Raw genomic sequence first — 18,129 nt, 5'->3', positions numbered from 1 at the left:
TTATATATTATTATGATCCGCTGTTTAGCTGTTGATGATGAATCTTACGCATCAGATATTATTGCCACTTTCATTGGAAAAACACCATTTCTGGAATTGGTAGGTGCTACTACAAATCCCTTTGAAGCATTGGCTCTGGTACAGGAGGGTAAGGTTGATCTTGTTTTTCTTGATATTCAAATGCCTGAGTTAACTGGAATTCAGTTCCTGAAAATTTGTGGAGGTAAGTGTAAAGTCATTTTAACAACCGCCTATCCTGAATATGCCTTGGATGGCTTTGATTTAGATGTAGTGGATTATTTGCTGAAACCAATTTCTTACGATCGGTTTTATAAAGCGGCAATAAAAGCCCAGCAAATCATTTCTCCATTGCAACAGGAAATTGTAAATACGCCAGCTCCAACCAGTGGAAATGATTTCATTTTTATAAAAGGCGATACAAAAAATAAATTCATCAAAGTTAATTACGATGATATTTTATACATTGAAGGATTGAAAAATTACGTTTCGGTTTATACTTCTACGCAGAGAATTATTACCTATCAGGCACTTAGAGAATTGGAAGCTGATTTACCAAAGCCACCATTCTACCGGGTTCATAAATCTTATATCATTTCTTTGGAAAAAATTAAAATGATTGATGGCAACACGATTTATATCAATGATCAATCGATTCCAATTGGCGAAACTTACAAAGAAGAATTTTTTAAGGTGGTAAAAGATAGGAAGTAAGGCAAGTTTGGTGCTCAGTTGTTTGAAGGTAAAATTAAAATCTATCCAGTTTGAATATAACCTTGTGTGTACAAATCTACCACTGAAGCAATTTATCAATCGAACAATATTTATTAAGTTTGCCAATCATAAATCGAACAGATAATGCAAGAAACCAATTCACTTAACCAAGTTGCCGAATTTCACACAACTTTCAAACATCCCATTTTAGAAACACCGATAATTCCTGCTAAGCAAAGAGCAAACCTTCGTGTTGCGCTTTTGGCGGAAGAATTAAAAGAATTACAGGAAGCCATTGAAAATGATGATTTAGTAGAGGTTGCAGATGCCCTTTGCGATTTGCAATATGTTTTGGCCGGAGCCATTCATGAATTTGGTTTAGGTGGAAAATTCAAAACGCTGTTTGATGAAGTTCACCGCTCCAACATGAGTAAAGCTTGCAAAACTGTAGAAGAAGCTGAAAAAACTATTAAACATTATTTCGACAAAGACCAAACTGAATCTTATTATAAAGAGGTTGATGGCTTGTTTTTGGTTTTTAGAAAAGCAGACGACAAGACTTTGAAGTCGATTAACTATTCTCCCGCAGATTTAAAATCTCATTTAGTTTAGCTTTAAGGTTGAAAATACTCAAACAGATTGTAACCGATATCAAGGCTTCGGCAGATGAGCCTGGCGAAAGTAGAAATGCGCTCATCCGTAAGTTTGTACTCTATTCACCAAAAATGCCCTTGCGTTTACATCACGAGCAACTTATTGCCGAGGCGGAACAGTTTAGGCTGACTGTTTACGATCAATATTTTACGCAGAGCGATATTCTCATCAACTGTTTTAGCTGGGGTTCGGGTAAAAGAAAAATTTTGCTTAGCCACGGTTGGGCATCAAAAGCACTTGATTTTTATGAGCTCATTGTAGAGCTGCGGAAGTTAGATGATGTACAGATTATTTCATTTGACGCACCCGGCAATGGAAGTTCAATTTCCGAACTCTCAAACCTCATTTTATATCGCGATTCGGTTAAGGCAATTATTGAAAAATATAAAACCATTGATTTTGTAATTGGTCATTCTTTGGGTGCTATGGCCAATATTCTTGCACTGCAGGATGTGGCGCTTCAGACAAAACTGTTAATCAGTATTGCGCCATTAATTAAACTGAAGGAAAATTTTGAACAAAGTTTAGATGGCGTATTGGTAAGCAAGTCTGATCAGGAAATTTTCTTTCAGAATTTTGAAAGTGAAGTAAATGTATCTGCCGATTATTTCAATCTGCTAAATCTGTATCACCTGGATAAATCTGTCAAACATTTATTGGCTTTCGATCCAGAAGATCAAATTTCGCCAGTTGCTTTTCTTCGGGATTTTCTGGCAGCCAACCGTGAAATAGAGTCTGTTGCCTTTACCGAAATTGGCCATTATAAGATCATTAAATCTCCGGAAGTGATTGCATTTATCATTAAAAATATAGAAAAGGTTTAGGAAACTAAATTCTAGAGGTTGGTTCTTAAACTTCCCATTCCGCCATCAATATTAATTACCTGCCCGGTTATCCAATTGCTTTCTTCACTAAGTAAGAAGGTAATTGCTGTCGCGATATCTTCGGGTTGACCATATTTTCCGATAGGATGTCTTTTCGCCGACGCCATTTTCTTATCGTCAGTGTTTAATAAACTCGAAGCCAATCGCGTATCGGTAAGGGATGGAGCTACTGCATTTACCCTAACATTTATGGCTGCAAACTCTGCTGCAAGCGATTTGGTCAATCCTTCAACACCGGCTTTGGCAGCCGAAATACTACTGTGAAAGCCCATTCCTGTACTGGCTGCAACCGAACTAATTAAAACGATCGATGATGAACCAGCAGCTTTCAGGTTTTTGAGTGCTTGCTGAATTACCTTAGCCGCACCAATTACATTTAAACGGTAATCGTTCAAAAAATCTTCTTCCGAAACTCTGCCAAAAGGTTTTAGTGTTATGCTTCCAACAGAATATACCAGCCCATGCAAATCATCTGGGAGAAATTCGGTTAGAGCAGCTGTATCTTCCAAAACATTTAAATTAAGGTGCTTTACTCCAGCAGGCCATTCTTCATTGCTATTTCTCGATGCATTATAAATTGTTGCGCCCTTTTCTGACAGGTTTTTAACTAAAGCCAAGCCAATGCCAGCGCTGCCGCCCACTACTAAAATGTTTTTATTGTTGAAATCCATAATAGCTATACTGTAAAAAGATGATTTTAGTTTTCCTAAGTCGAAATATCATAGATAACGCAGAGAATAAATTTTCGAAAAAACAGGTCAAATCATTTGATTTCAGAAAGCTTTGCATAATTTAGTTTATCTCTAAAAAATCTAACCAATAAATTTCGTTGAAGAAAATCTATTCAACACGAAGATTTAATTCAGCATCCCTAAAAATAAAATCATGACTAAACATCCTTTTAAGATCGGTTTATTCGGTATCGGGCTCGATACTTATTGGCAACAATTTAATGGCTTAGAAAACCGATTGATTGGTTATCTAAATGAAGCTGCTAATCGATTACGTAGTTTTGGCACCGAGGTGTTAAACCTAGGTTTGGTCGATAACCCAACGAAAGCGTTTACGGCGGGGCACGATTTTAGAAAGGGTGATGTTGATCTTATTTTTTTATATGTAACTACTTATGCACTGTCGTCAACAGTTCTTCCGGTTGTGCGGCGGGCAAAAGTTCCCGTAATCATTTTGAATTTATCTCCAGAAGATAGCATTTATTATAAAACATTTAATCAATTAAACGATCGAACCAAAATGACCGGCGAATGGCTTGCTTACTGCGCTGCCTGTCCGGTTCCAGAAATTGCAAATGTTTTTAAAAGAGCTAATGTCCCGTTTGAACAGGTAACAGGTGTGCTAAATAATGAGAATACTTGGCAGGAAATTAAAGAATGGGTAGATGCGGCAAAAGTTGCACACCTGATGAGCCACAATACTTTGGGTTTAATAGGCAATTACTATAACGGTATGCTCGATATTTATTCAGATATCACCCTCCAGTGTGCAGTTTTTGGAAATCATGTAGAAATTATCGAGCCTGATGAACTCACTGCTTTAAGAGCAGAAGTTTTAGGAACAGAAATAAATACGAAGCTCAATCAGTTTACATCGGTATTTGATATTGATGCCTCCTGCGAACAAATTGAATTGGAAAAAGCAGCAAAAACTGCTGTTGCTCTTGATAAGCTGGTGGAGCGTTACCATTTAGGATCGTTAGCATATTACCACAAAGGTACTGGTAATGCCAACGCAGAAACGATGAGTTCGATCATTTTGGGTAATTCAATACTCACTGCAAATGGGGTTCCTGTTGCGGGTGAATATGAAATTAAAAATGCTCAGGCCATGAAAATTATGGATGGTTTCGGCGTTGGTGGCTCATTTACCGAATACTATGCCATGGATTTTGAAGCTGATGTGGTGTTAATGGGGCATGATGGACCCGGGCATTTAGCCATAGCTGAAGGTAAGATAAAAGTTAAACCGCTGCAGGTTTATCATGGTAAGGTTGGTAGTGGTTTATCTGTAGAAATGTCTGTGAAATATGGCCTTGTTACATTACTGTCAGTGGTTGAAAGTAATGGAAAGGTGTTTTTCTTAGTGGCAGAAGGAGAGTCTGTCGAAGGTCCCATTCTCGAAATTGGCAATACAAATAGCAGGTATCGCTTCCCAATTGGTGCCAGAAAATTTGTTGAGAATTGGAATGCTGCCGGACCAGCTCACCACTGTGCTGTTGGTGTTGGGCACATTGGCGCAAAGCTGAAAAAATTGGCGCATTTACTACAAATCGAAATGATTCAGGTTTGTTAATAAAATTATAAACTTTAATTTTATTTAACATCTAGTTTAATTTTGTTTTATAATGTTGTATAAAATTTCAGATACAATGGGTTTCCTATCGGATTTTTGTTTTCAGAATACTATCTTTAATATGCCAAATATGTCGAAGCGGTTTTCTTTTATGTTTTAATTTGGTAATAATTGTTGCTTCCATAATATCTGAACAAAGTTTTTTTGATTAATTAATTTTATGAGCCCGAAAAAAATCATCCTGATTTTCTTATTTCAATTTGTTGCAGTTTTTGCATTTGCCCAAAATCTAACCTTATCAGGCTTAACATTAAACTATAAATCGAACCCCATTGGAATTGATACCAATGCCATTCGTTTTGGTTGGAAAATTACTTCGGATGTGAAGCAAACGATTCAAAAAACCTACGAAATTCGTGTAGGTCAAAATGAAAACGACTTAATCCATAATAAAAACCTCACTTGGAATAGTGGTAAGATAGAAAGCGATCAGTCTGTACATGTGGTTTATCGCGGTCCTCAGTTAATGTCGAGACAACGTTATTATTGGCAGGTAAAAATTAGTGATCGAAACAAAAATAGTTCTGCTTGGAGTGCAGTTCAGTTTTTTGAAACGGGAATGTTAAATGGTTCTAACTGGTCAGCAAGTTGGATTGAAAGTGAAAAAGTTACTGATGGTAAAGTAGGCGCTGCACCCATATTTGGCAAACAATTTGAATTAACTAAATCTGTAAAGTCAGCAAGATTATACATTACTTCCCATGGATTATATGAAGCATCTATAAACGGAAAAAGAGTTGGTGACCAGTACTTTACACCTGGTTGGACAAGCTATCAGAAACGTTTACAGTATCAAACCTATGATGTAACAGCGCTTCTAAATACAGGAAAAAACGAAACCTTTGTAACCGTTGGCGATGGTTGGTACCGTGGTAATCTGGAGTTCAAAAGCAAAAGAAATATTTATGGAAAAGAGGTTGGCCTCCTTTATCAACTGGAAGTAACCTATACCGATGGCTCTGTCATAAAATTCAATTCTGACGGTACCTGGAAAGTTTCATTCGAGGGGCCAATCAGAAAATCAGACATCTATAATGGCGAAACTTTCGATGCGCAGTTGATCAGAACTGCTGTGAATCTGAAATCATCTGCATGGAAAGCAGTAAAGGTTTTGGATCTTAACAAAGATAATTTGGTAGCACCAATTGGTCCGGCAGTTACTAAACATGAAAACATTAAAGCAGTAAAAATATTTAAAACTCCAAAAGGTGAAACCGTAGTCGACTTTGGCCAGAACCTGGTGGGATGGGTAAAGTTAAATTTGAAAGGCACAAAAGGCGACACGATTACGGTTAATCATGCTGAAGTGCTGGATCAACAAGGTAATTTTTACACCGATAATCTCCGGGCAGCAAAACAAGAGAATAAGTACATTTTATCAGGAGCTAAAGAAGATATTCTGGAGCCTCATTTTACCTTTCAAGGTTTCAGGTATGTGAAAATTTCTGGCTATAAATTACCGTTGACTGAAAGTAACCTATCAGCAATTGCAATTTATTCTGATATGAAACCAACAGGGAATTTCAGTTCATCAAATGCATTGGTTAATCAGTTACAAAGCAATATTCAATGGGGACAAAAGGGGAATTTTTTAGATGTGCCCACTGATTGTCCGCAAAGAGATGAACGTTTGGGCTGGACAGGCGATGCGCAAGTATTTTTTAATACTGCAGCATTTAATATGGATGTATCGGCATTTTTTTCTAAATGGTTAGCCGACTTATCAGTAGATCAGCATGAGAATGGAAATGTTCCAGTGGTTATTCCAGATGTGAGGAGTAAGGCTAACGCAGGTTCTGCTGGTTGGGGCGATGTAGCTACGATTATTCCTTACAATTATTATCAGGCATATGGCGATAAGGATTTGTTATCAAGGCAATACAATAGCATGAAAGCTTGGGTAGGTTATGTTAAAAGCATCAGTAAAGATAATTTATGGAATAGTGGTCCGCATTATGGCGACTGGCTTTTTTACACCATGGCTGATGACCGTGACGGTAAAGCCGCCTTAACCGATAAATTTCTGATTGCACAGATTTTTTATGCCGCATCTACCCAAAATGTAATAGATGCTGCAAAAATTTTAGGAAAAAATGATGATGTTAAGCAATACGAATCGCTTTTGAAGGATATTAAAGCTGCATTTATGCGGGAATATGTTACTGTATCTGGTCGATTGGTTTCGAGTTCGCAAACCGCGTATGTTTTGGCACTTAATTTTGATATGCTTCCCGAAGATTTGCGATTGCAGGCTGCAGCAAGGCTAGCTGAAAATGTAGCCAGCTATAAAAATCACTTAACCACAGGTTTTTTAGGTACGCCATATCTCTGCCATGTATTAACGCGTTTTGGCTATAATGATGTAGCCTACAAACTGTTGCTGCAAGAAACTTATCCATCTTGGTTATATCCTGTAAAAAAAGGGGCAACAACCATTTGGGAACGTTGGGATGGAATTAAACCCGATGGAAGTTTTCAGGCTACTTCCATGAATTCGTTTAACCATTATGCTTATGGTGCAATTGGCGATTGGATGTATAAAACAGTTGCTGGCATAAACAGTGATGCGAATCAACCTGGTTACAAAAAAATCAATATTGCGCCCCAGCCTGGTGGAAATTTTACCAACGCCTCGGCCAAATTCGAAAGTTTATATGGGCTAATTGAATCCAGTTGGAAGATTGAAGGAGATCAGTTTATTCTCGATATTGAAATACCAACCAATACTACAGCAAATATCATTTTACCTTTCTCGGCAAACGCCAAAATTACTGAAAGCGGAAAAGAGGTAGAGAAATTGGTTTACCTTAAAAAGCGTAATCAAGACTCAAAGAATAAAGTTTTCGAAGTTGGATCTGGTAAATACCACTTCGAATATACCTTTACAAAATAATTTATAATTAGATCACATCCCAAAATGAGCGCCATTAACCGACGTAAATTTATTCAGATCAGTAGCTTAACTGCTGCAAATATTGCCGTTATAAGTGCTAGTGGTGCCGCTCATTTGCTTGATATTAATAACCCCACTGATAGTCTTAATTTGTTGGAGAAGGCATTTCTAAATCCGCCAGATGAAACTCGTGCCGGCGGTTATTGGTGGTGGTTTAATGGATTAATTGATAAAAAAGGCATCACCAAAGATCTTGAAGAATTTAAGGATAAAGGCATTGGCAATATGCTTTTGGTTAATTCGGCTGGAGGTTTGGGCGGAGTTCCTTACCCAAAAGGAGAAAAATTTTTGTCGCCAGAATGGAAAGCGCTTTATCGCCATGCCTTGCAGGAGGCCGATAGATTAGGAATAGAAGTTGGCGTAAATTTGAGTTCGGGCTGGTGTATGGGAGGCCCCTGGATTAAACCAGAAAATTCGGGACGATGGTTTTTGCAATCAACCTTAAACGTAAAAGGACCGCAAGCCTTCTCACAGAAATTGCCTTTGCCAGGTGGAAGAGATGGGTATAAAAATGTTTTTAATCCTCCGGGCTTTAAGGAATATATCGATTTGCCATTGGATCAGCTGGATTATCAGGATACATCAATTGTAGCTATTCTGAACCCAAATGGTGAAGCATCAAAAATTACCGGGGCAAGACAGGCTGTTTTTTCGGCGAAAACAAATCGAAAAGATGCCAGTAATTTTGCCAAAGCCAATGATGTAATGGGCCCAACATTATATCCATGGGAAAATGCGGTAACCGATAAACCCATCGCAATAAAAAATGTAGTCAATCTTACAGATAAAATTCAGACTGATGGCTCACTAAATTGGGATGTTCCGCCAGGAGAGTGGACCATTGTGAGAACAGGTCACCGGATGACAGGCTCGAAACTGATGATCGCACAGCCCGAAGCAGATGGATTATCTATCGATTGGTTAGATCACCGAGGGGTTGAAATTCAGTTTGAAAATTTGGGAAATGTATTACTCGAAGAAACCAGAAAGGCACAATCTAAAGCATTAAAATATTTTTGTGATGACAGTTTTGAAGATGGTTTTCCCAATTGGACACCCAAAATTTTAGAAAAATTCAAAGCTTTTTGTGGCTACAATCCAGAGCCATATCTTCCGGTATTGGCGGGCTATATAATCGAAAGCGCCGAAATTTCTGATCGCTTTTTGCATGACTACCGTAAAACGGTTGCCGATTGCATGGCAAATGGTCATTACAAACGCTTCGCAGAATTGTGCCATGAAAATGGTTTAAAAGTTCAAAATGAATCTGCAGGGCCAAGCCGATCGGGAACCATGTGTATGGACACATTGAAAAACCTTGGAAGAAGCGATAATCCAATGGGAGAATTTTGGCTTGGGGCTAAACATGATGAGCCAGGAGGTCTGGATGATGATCAGCCATACGGCGTTTCGAGATTAGAATACGGCCAAAATAAAGTAACTAAAATGGTGGCTTCTGCCGCTCATATTTATGGCAGAGCAACTGCGTCAGCAGAAGCTTTTACCTCATTTAGACATTGGAAGGATGCACCAGAACATTTAAAACAAGCACTCGATCGTGCTTTTTGCGAAGGTATTAACCGAATAGTGGTACATACAACCACCGCCTCGCGACCAGAAGACGGTTTACCGGGATATGAGTATGGTGCGGGTACACATTTTAACCGCAATGTTACCTGGTGGGAAAAATCGGGTGCGTTTTTAACCTATGTTTCTCGGTGCCAATTTTTACTTAGGGCTGGAAAGTTTGTTGCTGATGTGCTTTTCTACAATGGCGATGCCGCTCCAAATATCGTGTTGCCAAAACATATCCCACCGGGTTTGGGTAAAGGTTACGATTATGATGTTTGCAACGAAGAAGTTTTGCTTACAAGATTATCAGTTAAAAATAAATTTATTGTGTTACCCGATGGAATGCGGTACCGTATTTTAGTTCTGCCAGATGATACACGCATGCCCGAAAAGGTGCTTAACAAGCTTGAAGAATTGGTAAAAGCGGGAGCGACAATAATCGGATTAAAGCCAACAAAATCACCAAGCTTAAGTGATTACCCACAAAGCGATCATTTGGTTAAAGCAAAGGCAAATCAACTTTGGGGGAAAATTAATGGTAAATCGGTCAAACTGAATCATTTTGGCAATGGAAGGGTTTTTTATGGAGAAACACCTCGGAATGTACTTTCGAAAGATGGCATTTTGCCTGATTTTGAATATGATGGCGCTGATAATTTCATTGATTTTATCCATAGGAGAACCGATAATGAAGATATCTATTTTATTACCAACCGCTTAGATAAAGAAGCAGTTTCCACTTGTACATTCAGGGTTAATAAAATACCTCAGCTTTGGGATCCTGTGAACGGGGAGATGATCAAATCTTTTCCTTATATAAAGAATGGAAACCGCATATCAATAGATTTGAAGTTCGCGAAGTTTCAATCTTATTTTGTCATCTTTCCCAAGGTTCAATCCAATCAATTGGAGAAAAAGAAAAACCCATTTCCAAATTTATTAGTTAACCAGGAGCTTAAAAGCGATTGGGAAGTGAACTTCGATCCAAAATGGGCTGGACCAAAAAAAGTCAAATTTGATGCGCTTAGCGATTGGAGCAAAAGTGATGATGAGGGAATTAAATTCTATTCTGGAAAAGCCACCTACCATAAAACTTTTGTAAATAATTTATCAACAGAAGGGAAAACTATTTTTTTAGATTTGGGTGTGGTTAAAAACATTGCCTCTGTAAAATTGAATGGTAAAAATTTAGGTACAATATGGACAAGTCCCTGGAGGGTAAATATTTCTCAAGCCCTAAAACCTGGTGAAAACAATCTGGAAATCGAAGTGATTAATCAATGGCCAAACAGGCTTATTGGCGATGCAGCGCTGCCCAAAGAAAAGCGATTGACAAATACCAATATTGTGTTCAAAAAAACCGATGCGTTATTGCCTTCAGGTTTAATCGGACCGGTTCAAATTCTGAGCGATTAACATGACAGTGCATAACAGTAGACGTGGCTGTATTCTCTATTTTAGACCAACCAAATATTTAAAATTAGAGCATGCAGGCATTTTTAGGCGTTATTTTTCACTTCATCGGCGGATTCGCATCGGGGAGTTTTTACATACCATATAAAAAGGTAAAAGGTTGGGCTTGGGAAAGCTACTGGATAGTTGGGGGCATCTTTTCTTGGTTAATTGTTCCGCCTTTAGCAGCCTATTTAACCATTCCAAATTTTACCGATATCATTGCTACAACTGAAGGGAAAACTTTAGCATTAGCTTATTTTTTCGGTGTATTGTGGGGCATTGGTGGTTTAACCTATGGCTTAGGTGTTCGGTATCTTGGCGTTTCTTTAGGTAGCAGTATCATTCTGGGGCTATGTATGGTGCTAGGTTCCATTTTGCCATCCATTTATTTCGATGTTTTTCCGCAGGAAGGAAAAGATACTTTCACTATGTTTTTACAAACCGATTGGGGCCGAATGGTGATGCTCGGTTTGTTGGTCTGTGTGCTTGGAATCGTGATTTGCGGTAAAGCCGGTATGATGAAAGAAAAAGAAATCAATACCGGAGTAACTGATCCTCATGGATTGGAAGTAAAAACGGAATTCAAATTTGGATTGGGTTTATTTGTTGGTATTGTTTCGGGTGTATTAAGCGCATGTTTTAATTTCGGTATCGAAGCAGGTAAGCCAATGGCTGATGCTGCAAATGCCATTTGGAAAGCTGCAAATCCATCAGAAACCGGAAATTTTCTATTCTCAAATAACGTTACCTATATTATTGTGCTTTGGGGCGGTTTAACAACCAACTTTATTTGGTGCATGATTTTAAATGCCAGAAACAAAACATTTGGCGATTACACGAACGCTAAAACACCACTTTTAAAAAACTATATTTTTTCAGCACTTGCAGGTACCAGCTGGTTTCTTCAGTTCTTTTTCTATGGAATGGGAGAGAGCAAAATGGGTAACGGCGCAAGTTCATGGATCTTGCACATGGCTTTCATCATTTTAATTGCCAACGTTTGGGGGTTAATTTTAAAAGAATGGAAAGGTGTATCTCGAAAAACACTTATAACCGTATTGGTGGGTATTTTAACCATCATCGCCTCTGTACTTATTGTAGGTTACGGTAACTCACTTAAATGATAAATCACAAAAAATAAAAAATACGATAATGTCGATCGAAACAAAAAATTATAAACACGTAAGCTATTTGTGGAATGAAGAGGAAGCCGCAAAACTTGCTGGTGATGAAGTAGCTTTACTTATTTACCGTTCAAATTTATTGGGTGCCGATTTGCGCCTAACCAATTACGGTGGCGGAAATACATCATGTAAATTATTGGAAATAGATCCATTAACTGGATCAGAAACTGAAGTGATGTGGGTTAAAGGATCTGGCGGCGATTTAGGAACATTGAAAAAAAGCGGCTTGGCGGCACTTTATGTGGATAGATTAAGAAGTTTAAAAAATATTTACCGTGGTGTAGAACATGAAGATGAAATGGTTGAATTGTTCAATCACTGCATTTTCGATTTAAGTTCGAAAGCGCCATCAATCGATACGCCATTACATGGCTTTTTGCCTTTCGCACATATCGATCACTTGCACCCTGATGCAGCAATCGCAATCGCTGCGGCAAAAGATGGAAAGAAAATTACCGAAGAGCTTTTTGGTGGAACAATTGGATGGGTAGAGTGGAAAAAACCAGGCTTTGAACTGGGCTTGACATTAAAAAAATGTTTGGATGAAAATCCTGGCATCCGTGGAATTATGTTAGGTTCTCATGGTTTATTTACCTGGGGAGATACCGCTTACGAAAGTTATTTAAACACGCTTGATGTAATCGAAATCTGTTCCGAATACTTAGCCCAAAATTACGGTAAAAAAGGCCCTGTTTTTGGCGGACAAAAGATTGAAAGTGCTGATGCGGAAAGCCGTAAAAAACAGGCAGCTACTTTAGCACCAATTTTGCGTGGTTTGTGTTCTTCAAAACAACACATGATTGGTCATTTTACTGATGATGTACGTGTTCTGGAATTTACCAACTCAAACGATCTTGCTCGCTTGGCCCCAATGGGAACGAGTTGTCCTGATCACTTTTTGAGAACAAAGATTAGTCCATTGGTTTTGGATTTACAAACTGATGCTGATCTTTCTGATACCAAAGCGATTAAAGAAGCTTTATTGCCAGCTTTTGAAGCTTACAGAGCGATGTATACAGATTATTATGAATCCTGTAAACATGAAAATAGCCCGGCAATTCGCGATACCAATCCGGTTGTAATTTTATATCCAGGTATTGGAATGTTTACTTTCTCTAAAGATAAGCAAACAGCGAGAGTAGCAGCAGAATTTTATATCAATGCCATTAATGTAATGAAAGGTGCTGAAGCAATTTCCGAATATACTTCATTACCACATCAGGAAGCATTTAATATTGAATATTGGTTATTGGAAGAAGCTAAATTACAACGCATGCCAAAACCAAAACCATTAACAGGTAAAATTGCCTTGATTACAGGTAGTGCTGGCGGAATTGGAAAAGCTATTGCTAAAAAGTTTGTTGCAGAAGGCGGCGTGGTGATTCTAAATGATATGAATACCGATCGTTTGGCAGAAGCCGGAGCAGAATTCGAAAAACAATTCGGTAAAGATTCTTACAGCACTGCTGTTTTAAACGTAACCAGTCAGGAAGATATTGATGGCGCTTTTGCTGCGGCAGCCCTGGCTTTTGGGGGAATTGATATTGTGGTAAACAATGCTGGTTTATCCATCTCAAAAACCATTGGCGATCACACAGAAAAGGATTGGGATTTGTTGTACGACGTATTGGTGAAAGGACAGTTTTTTATCACTCAGGCTGCAACAAAAACGATGCAAAAGCAAGATATTGGTGGCGATATCATTAATATTGTAAGCAAGAATTCGTTGGTAAGCGGACCAAACAATGCAGGTTATGGAAGCGCAAAAGCCGCACAATTACATTTAAGCAGATTAAACGCTGCTGAATTGGGCGCAGATAATATCCGGGTAAACGTAGTTAACCCGGATGCTGTAATTAGCGATAGCAACATTTGGGCTGGCGGATGGGCTGAAGGCAGAGCGAAAGCTTATGGAGTTACCGTTGCCGAACTGCCTGCTTATTATGCAAAACGTACATTATTAAATCAGATTATTTTACCAGATGATATTGCTAACGCTTGTTTCGCCTTCGTTGGTGGCTTGCTAAACAAATCAACAGGAAATATGCTAAATGTTGATGGCGGTGTAGCCATGGCATTTGCAAGATAATATTTTTATATCCCTCATTGCGAAGTACGAAGCAATCTCTTTTAATTTGAGGTAGCTGGATTCAGCAATGACCATAAATTGTTTCCCCGGTTTGTGAGCGCATAAACCGAAGTTATCAATCACCTGTGAAAGCAGCTAATTGATAATATTTAAATTTAGTTTTAGTAAGTTGTTCTCTCGGTCTGTGGTTCGCCACAGACTGGAAATGACTTTAAATAGTAATCGTCGTTTATAGCGATGATGACATAACCAAGCGATTTTATCGCTCAATTATTAACCTAACAAAACCAAATATTCTCATGAATATCGAGCAGAACCAAATTGAAAAACACAACGATTCCCTTTTAACCTCACATCAGCGCAAGCTTAACTTTTTGAAAGAAGATTGGTCGCACGTTGATTTAGAAAGCGTAATCCAAAAATTGGTCGATTTTCAAATTGCAATTCCATCCTGGGCTTTAGGAACAGGCGGAACCCGTTTCGGTCGTTTTGCCATTACAGGTGGTGAACCTAGAACGATTGAAGAAAAAATCGAAGATGTTGGTTTGTTACATGCTTTAAATGGTGCAAGTGGCGCAATTTCCCTTCACATTCCATGGGATATACCACAAAATGCTGAAAGTTTGAAAAGTCTTGCTTCAAGTTACGGCTTAAAATTCGATGCCATGAATTCGAATACTTTTCAAGATCAGGCTGGTTCGGCACACAGTTACAAATTTGGCTCGTTACAAAATGTAAATAAAGCCATTCGCAAACAGGCTATTGAGCACAATATCGAAGTAATAAAACATGGTGTTGCATTAGGTTCTGATGCTTTAACAGTTTGGTTAGCCGATGGTTCTTGTTTCCCGGGTCAATTGAATTTTCGTAAAGCTTTTGAAAATACATTAGAAAGTTTGGAGGAAATTTATGCCGCTTTACCTTCAGATTGGAAAATGTTTGTGGAATACAAAGCTTTTGAGCCGAATTTCTATTCTACAACCGTTGGCGATTGGGGTCAGTCGTTATTATATGCAAGCAAATTAGGTAAACAAGCTTATACTTTGGTTGATTTGGGTCATCATTTACCGAATGCAAACATTGAACAAATTGTTGCCTTGCTTTTAATGGAAGGTAAATTGGGTGGTTTCCACTTCAACGATTCTAAATATGGCGATGATGATTTGACAGCAGGAAGTATCAAACCTTATCAATTGTTCTTAATCTTTAATGAATTGGTAGAAGGTATGGACGCAAAAGGAATGAATCATGCAAAAGATTTAGGCTGGATGATTGATGCTTCTCACAATGTGAAAGATCCATTGGAAGATTTATTGCAATCTGTTGAGGCAATTATGATCGCTTATGCACAGGCTTTATTGGTCGATCGTAAAGCATTAAACGCTGCACAGGATAATAATGATGTTGCAAAAGCACAAGAAATTTTACAAAACACTTTCCGTAGCGATTTAAGAGCTTTGGTGGCCGAGGCCAGATTAAGAGCAAAAGCGGCCTTATCTCCGATAGGATTATATCGCGATTTAGCAGTAAGAAATAATTTGGTTAACCATAGAGGAAATACCGTAGCAACAGGATTATAAATAGGAGCGAGAGAAATGCCAAAACCGGTTATTGCAATATTTGACGTTGGGAAAACGAACAAAAAACTTTTTTTGATTGATGAAAACTATCAGATCGTTTACGAACGCTCTGCTCGTTTTGTAGAAACTGTTGATGAAGATGGTGAACCATGTGAAAATCTGGAGAGCCTGAAATCCTCGGTTTACGATTCTCTGCAGCAGGTTCTGCAAATGAATGAGTTTGACATTAAAGCGGTAAATTTCTCTACCTATGGTGCCAGTTTTGTTTATCTTGATGAAAAAGGCGAGCCATTAACACCACTTTATAATTACCTCAAAGAATATCCGGAAACTTTAAAAGCAGATTTTTACGCAAAATACGGCGGGGAAGAAAAAATTTCTCTTGAAACTGCTTCCCCAATTTTAGGAAGTTTAAATTCTGGTATGCAACTCTATAGGTTAAAGCATGAAAAGCCAGCCATATTCGATCAGGTTAAATGGGCTTTACATTTACCGCAATATTTAAGTTATTTAATTACAGGCAAGGCGATCACCGATATTACCAGTATTGGCTGCCATACTCAACTATGGGATTTTAACAAAAATGAGTATCATCAATGGGTAAATCTTGAAAAAATTGATGAGAAGTTTGGCGAATTTACACCTGCAGATTCGAGTTTAAAAACCAATTATAACGGGGCAACTTTTCAGGTAGGTGTTGGTCTTCACGATAGTTCGGCGGCACTAATTCCCTACCTCGCCAACTTCACCACTCCATTTGTTTTAATATCCACCGGAACGTGGTGCATCAGCTTAAATCCATTTAATCAGGAACCCTTAACCAAAGAAGAATTAAAACAGGATTGCCTTTGCTATATGCATTACCAGGGCAAACCCATTAAAGCCTCCCGGATTTTCGCAGGTTACGAGCATGAAGTTCAGTTAAAGCGTATTGCAACGCATTTTGATCGTGCTGCTTATCTGTTTAAGCACTTGAAGTTTAACCCGGGTTTGATTTTAAAATTAGCAAATAAAATTCCAGAGAACCAGCAGGAACAAACACAGTTTTCTTCGGTTTCTGCTTTTGGAAACCGAGATTTAAACCTTTTTCAAACCGCTGAAGAAGCTTACCATCAATTAATTTTTGATTTGATCAAACAGCAGATTTATTCATTGAAATTGGTGTTGAACCAAGGCGTTCGAAGGGTGTTTGTAGATGGTGGTTTCGGTAAAAATGCCATTTACATGCATTTGCTGGCCACATCAATTCCCGATGTAGAAGTTTATGCTTCTTCGGTTTCGCAGGCTACAGCAATTGGAACGGCTTTGGCCATTAACGATGCATGGAATGAAAACCCTGCACCAACGGATATGATTCAGCTTAAATATTACTCTGCCATTCAAAGAACAATATAGGTTTTCTGATTAGCCGTCATTGCACAGCCGATTTTTTATCGGTTGTGGCAATCTCATTCAAGGTAAAAAAATCCGTGACTTTGTTTTTCCATCAGATTTTTACTTCCAGTAAAACATAGTTTTTCCTATCTTCGACTTTCGAAGTAAATCATTTTGAAATCAGACGACATCATTTCTCATATTACTATTGATGAATATTCATCAACACCAAAGTATAAACAGCTTACAAATGCTATTTTGAGCGGTATCGAATCCGGTAAACTAAAAAAGGGAAGTTTGTTGCCATCCATAAATGAGCTTAGCTTCAGTCTGGAAATGTCGAGAGATACCGCCGAAAAAGGTTATCGGAATTTGCGTAAACTGGGTGTTGTAGATTCTGTTCCGGGTAAAGGTTATTTCATCACCAACACCGATTTTTCCAGGAAATTAAAGGTTTGTTTATTGTTCAACAAGCTTAGTACGCATAAAAAAATCATTTATGATTCATTTACAAAAGCCATAGGGGAAAAAGCCGCAATAGATTTTTATATCTACAATAACGATTTCGCTTTTTTCAAAAAGATGATTACATCAAAAATAGAGGATTATACTCACTTCGTAATCATTCCACATTTTTTAGAAGGTGGCGAAAATGCTCACGAAATCATCAACACCATACCGAAGGAAAAATTAATTATTTTGGATAAACTTCTTCCTGGTATCACCGGAGATTTTGCTGCAGCTTATGAAAATTTTGCGCAGGATATTTATGCCGCGTTAGAGCAGGCTTTAGATCGGCTTTCCAGGTACAATACCATCAAAATGATCTTTCCAAAAAACAGCTACTTCCCACAAGAAATTTTAACGGGTTTTTATCGATTTTGTCAACAATATGCCTTTAACCACAAGGTAATTCATAACATTAAAGAAGAAGAAATAAATTCTGGTGAGGTTTACATCAACCTGATGGAGGATGATTTAGTAACTTTAATGGAACGATTAATTGTTTTGAAACTTAAAATTGGCCAGGATGTTGGCATAATTTCTTACAACGAAACACCACTCAAAAGGTTCATACTTGATGGTTTAACCACTATCTCTACTGATTTTCATCAACTCGGCACACAGGCAGCAGAATTTATTTTAAGCGGTAAAACCGAAAAAATAGAAGTCCCTTTCTATCTAAACCTGCGTAACTCACTTTAATATTTACAGATTTAATTAGAAGTAAAGCGGAAGCTATGGGCTGGCCTTTTTATAATATTTTTGTTTCATAACATTTCTG

12 protein-coding genes are annotated in these 18,129 nt (G+C 38.1%); 11 read left to right on the top strand and 1 reads right to left on the bottom strand.

The features are described 5' to 3' along the window. The first annotated feature begins 12 nt into the window (after positions 1 to 12). From LUA91_RS11545 to LUA91_RS11535, 3 genes are all read left to right on the top strand, one after another. Positions 13 to 732, top strand: coding sequence for a LytTR family DNA-binding domain-containing protein (locus LUA91_RS11545; RefSeq protein WP_231426205.1), 720 nt, complete (start codon positions 13 to 15; stop codon positions 730 to 732). 144 nt (positions 733 to 876) lie between these two features. Continuing rightward, positions 877 to 1,344: a nucleoside triphosphate pyrophosphohydrolase family protein gene (locus tag LUA91_RS11540; protein WP_231426204.1), complete on the top strand. Its 468-nt coding sequence runs from the start codon at positions 877 to 879 to the stop codon at positions 1,342 to 1,344. An 8-nt stretch (positions 1,345 to 1,352) separates the two neighbouring features. Then, a complete protein-coding gene (locus tag LUA91_RS11535; RefSeq protein WP_231426203.1) occupies positions 1,353 to 2,210 on the top strand; it encodes an alpha/beta fold hydrolase in 858 nt (285 codons plus the stop codon). Between the two features lie 11 nt (positions 2,211 to 2,221). Here LUA91_RS11535 and LUA91_RS11530 read toward each other — a convergent pair whose 3' ends face one another. Then, positions 2,222 to 2,941, bottom strand: a complete 720-nt coding sequence (locus LUA91_RS11530; protein WP_231426202.1) for an SDR family NAD(P)-dependent oxidoreductase — start codon at positions 2,939 to 2,941, stop codon at positions 2,222 to 2,224. A gap of 214 nt (positions 2,942 to 3,155) precedes the next feature. On the opposite strand from LUA91_RS11530, the gene LUA91_RS11525 reads away from it, so the two are divergent. The 8 genes from LUA91_RS11525 to LUA91_RS11490 all read left to right on the top strand — a co-directional run bounded on the left by LUA91_RS11525 (position 3,156) and on the right by LUA91_RS11490 (position 18,050). Beyond that, positions 3,156 to 4,577, top strand: coding sequence for an arabinose isomerase (locus LUA91_RS11525; protein WP_231426201.1), 1,422 nt, complete (start codon positions 3,156 to 3,158; stop codon positions 4,575 to 4,577). Positions 4,578 to 4,797: 220 nt separating this feature from the next. Then, the gene (locus LUA91_RS11520; RefSeq protein ID WP_231426200.1) at positions 4,798 to 7,530 is read left to right on the top strand and encodes a glycoside hydrolase family 78 protein; all 2,733 of its coding nucleotides are present in this window, start codon (positions 4,798 to 4,800) and stop codon (positions 7,528 to 7,530) included. A gap of 24 nt (positions 7,531 to 7,554) precedes the next feature. Then, a complete protein-coding gene (locus tag LUA91_RS11515; protein WP_231426199.1) occupies positions 7,555 to 10,578 on the top strand; it encodes a glycosyl hydrolase in 3,024 nt (1,007 codons plus the stop codon). 71 nt (positions 10,579 to 10,649) lie between these two features. After that, a complete protein-coding gene (gene rhaT, locus LUA91_RS11510; protein WP_231426198.1) occupies positions 10,650 to 11,741 on the top strand; it encodes an L-rhamnose/proton symporter RhaT in 1,092 nt (363 codons plus the stop codon). A 28-nt stretch (positions 11,742 to 11,769) separates the two neighbouring features. Further along, positions 11,770 to 13,890: a bifunctional aldolase/short-chain dehydrogenase gene (locus LUA91_RS11505; RefSeq protein WP_231426197.1), complete on the top strand. Its 2,121-nt coding sequence runs from the start codon at positions 11,770 to 11,772 to the stop codon at positions 13,888 to 13,890. 299 nt (positions 13,891 to 14,189) lie between these two features. Next, on the top strand, positions 14,190 to 15,470 hold the full coding sequence (locus LUA91_RS11500; RefSeq protein ID WP_231426196.1) for a TIM barrel protein: 1,281 nt from the start codon (positions 14,190 to 14,192) through the stop codon (positions 15,468 to 15,470). Between the two features lie 15 nt (positions 15,471 to 15,485). Further along, positions 15,486 to 16,865, top strand: a complete 1,380-nt coding sequence (locus LUA91_RS11495) for an FGGY-family carbohydrate kinase (RefSeq protein ID WP_231426195.1) — start codon at positions 15,486 to 15,488, stop codon at positions 16,863 to 16,865. 153 nt (positions 16,866 to 17,018) lie between these two features. Further along, positions 17,019 to 18,050: a GntR family transcriptional regulator gene (locus tag LUA91_RS11490; protein WP_231426194.1), complete on the top strand. Its 1,032-nt coding sequence runs from the start codon at positions 17,019 to 17,021 to the stop codon at positions 18,048 to 18,050. Positions 18,051 to 18,129 lie beyond the last annotated feature (79 nt).

The sequence above is a fragment of the Pedobacter sp. Leaf250 genome (genome assembly GCF_920984735.1).
GTDB lineage: Bacteria > Bacteroidota > Bacteroidia > Sphingobacteriales > Sphingobacteriaceae > Pedobacter.
The sequence above is the reverse complement of the archived record's forward strand: the minus strand, read 5'-3'. Positions and strand labels throughout refer to the sequence as shown.

Coding starts and splice junctions, on each gene's coding strand:
- LUA91_RS11545 (WP_231426205.1), top strand. CDS start 13: ATGATCCGCTGTTTAGCTGTTGATGATGAATCTTACGCATCAGATATT.
- LUA91_RS11540 (WP_231426204.1), top strand. CDS start 877: ATGCAAGAAACCAATTCACTTAACCAAGTTGCCGAATTTCACACAACT.
- LUA91_RS11530 (WP_231426202.1), bottom strand. CDS start 2,941: ATGGATTTCAACAATAAAAACATTTTAGTAGTGGGCGGCAGCGCTGGC.
- LUA91_RS11525 (WP_231426201.1), top strand. CDS start 3,156: ATGACTAAACATCCTTTTAAGATCGGTTTATTCGGTATCGGGCTCGAT.
- LUA91_RS11520 (WP_231426200.1), top strand. CDS start 4,798: ATGAGCCCGAAAAAAATCATCCTGATTTTCTTATTTCAATTTGTTGCA.
- LUA91_RS11515 (WP_231426199.1), top strand. CDS start 7,555: ATGAGCGCCATTAACCGACGTAAATTTATTCAGATCAGTAGCTTAACT.
- rhaT (WP_231426198.1), top strand. CDS start 10,650: ATGCAGGCATTTTTAGGCGTTATTTTTCACTTCATCGGCGGATTCGCA.
- LUA91_RS11505 (WP_231426197.1), top strand. CDS start 11,770: ATGTCGATCGAAACAAAAAATTATAAACACGTAAGCTATTTGTGGAAT.
- LUA91_RS11500 (WP_231426196.1), top strand. CDS start 14,190: ATGAATATCGAGCAGAACCAAATTGAAAAACACAACGATTCCCTTTTA.
- LUA91_RS11495 (WP_231426195.1), top strand. CDS start 15,486: ATGCCAAAACCGGTTATTGCAATATTTGACGTTGGGAAAACGAACAAA.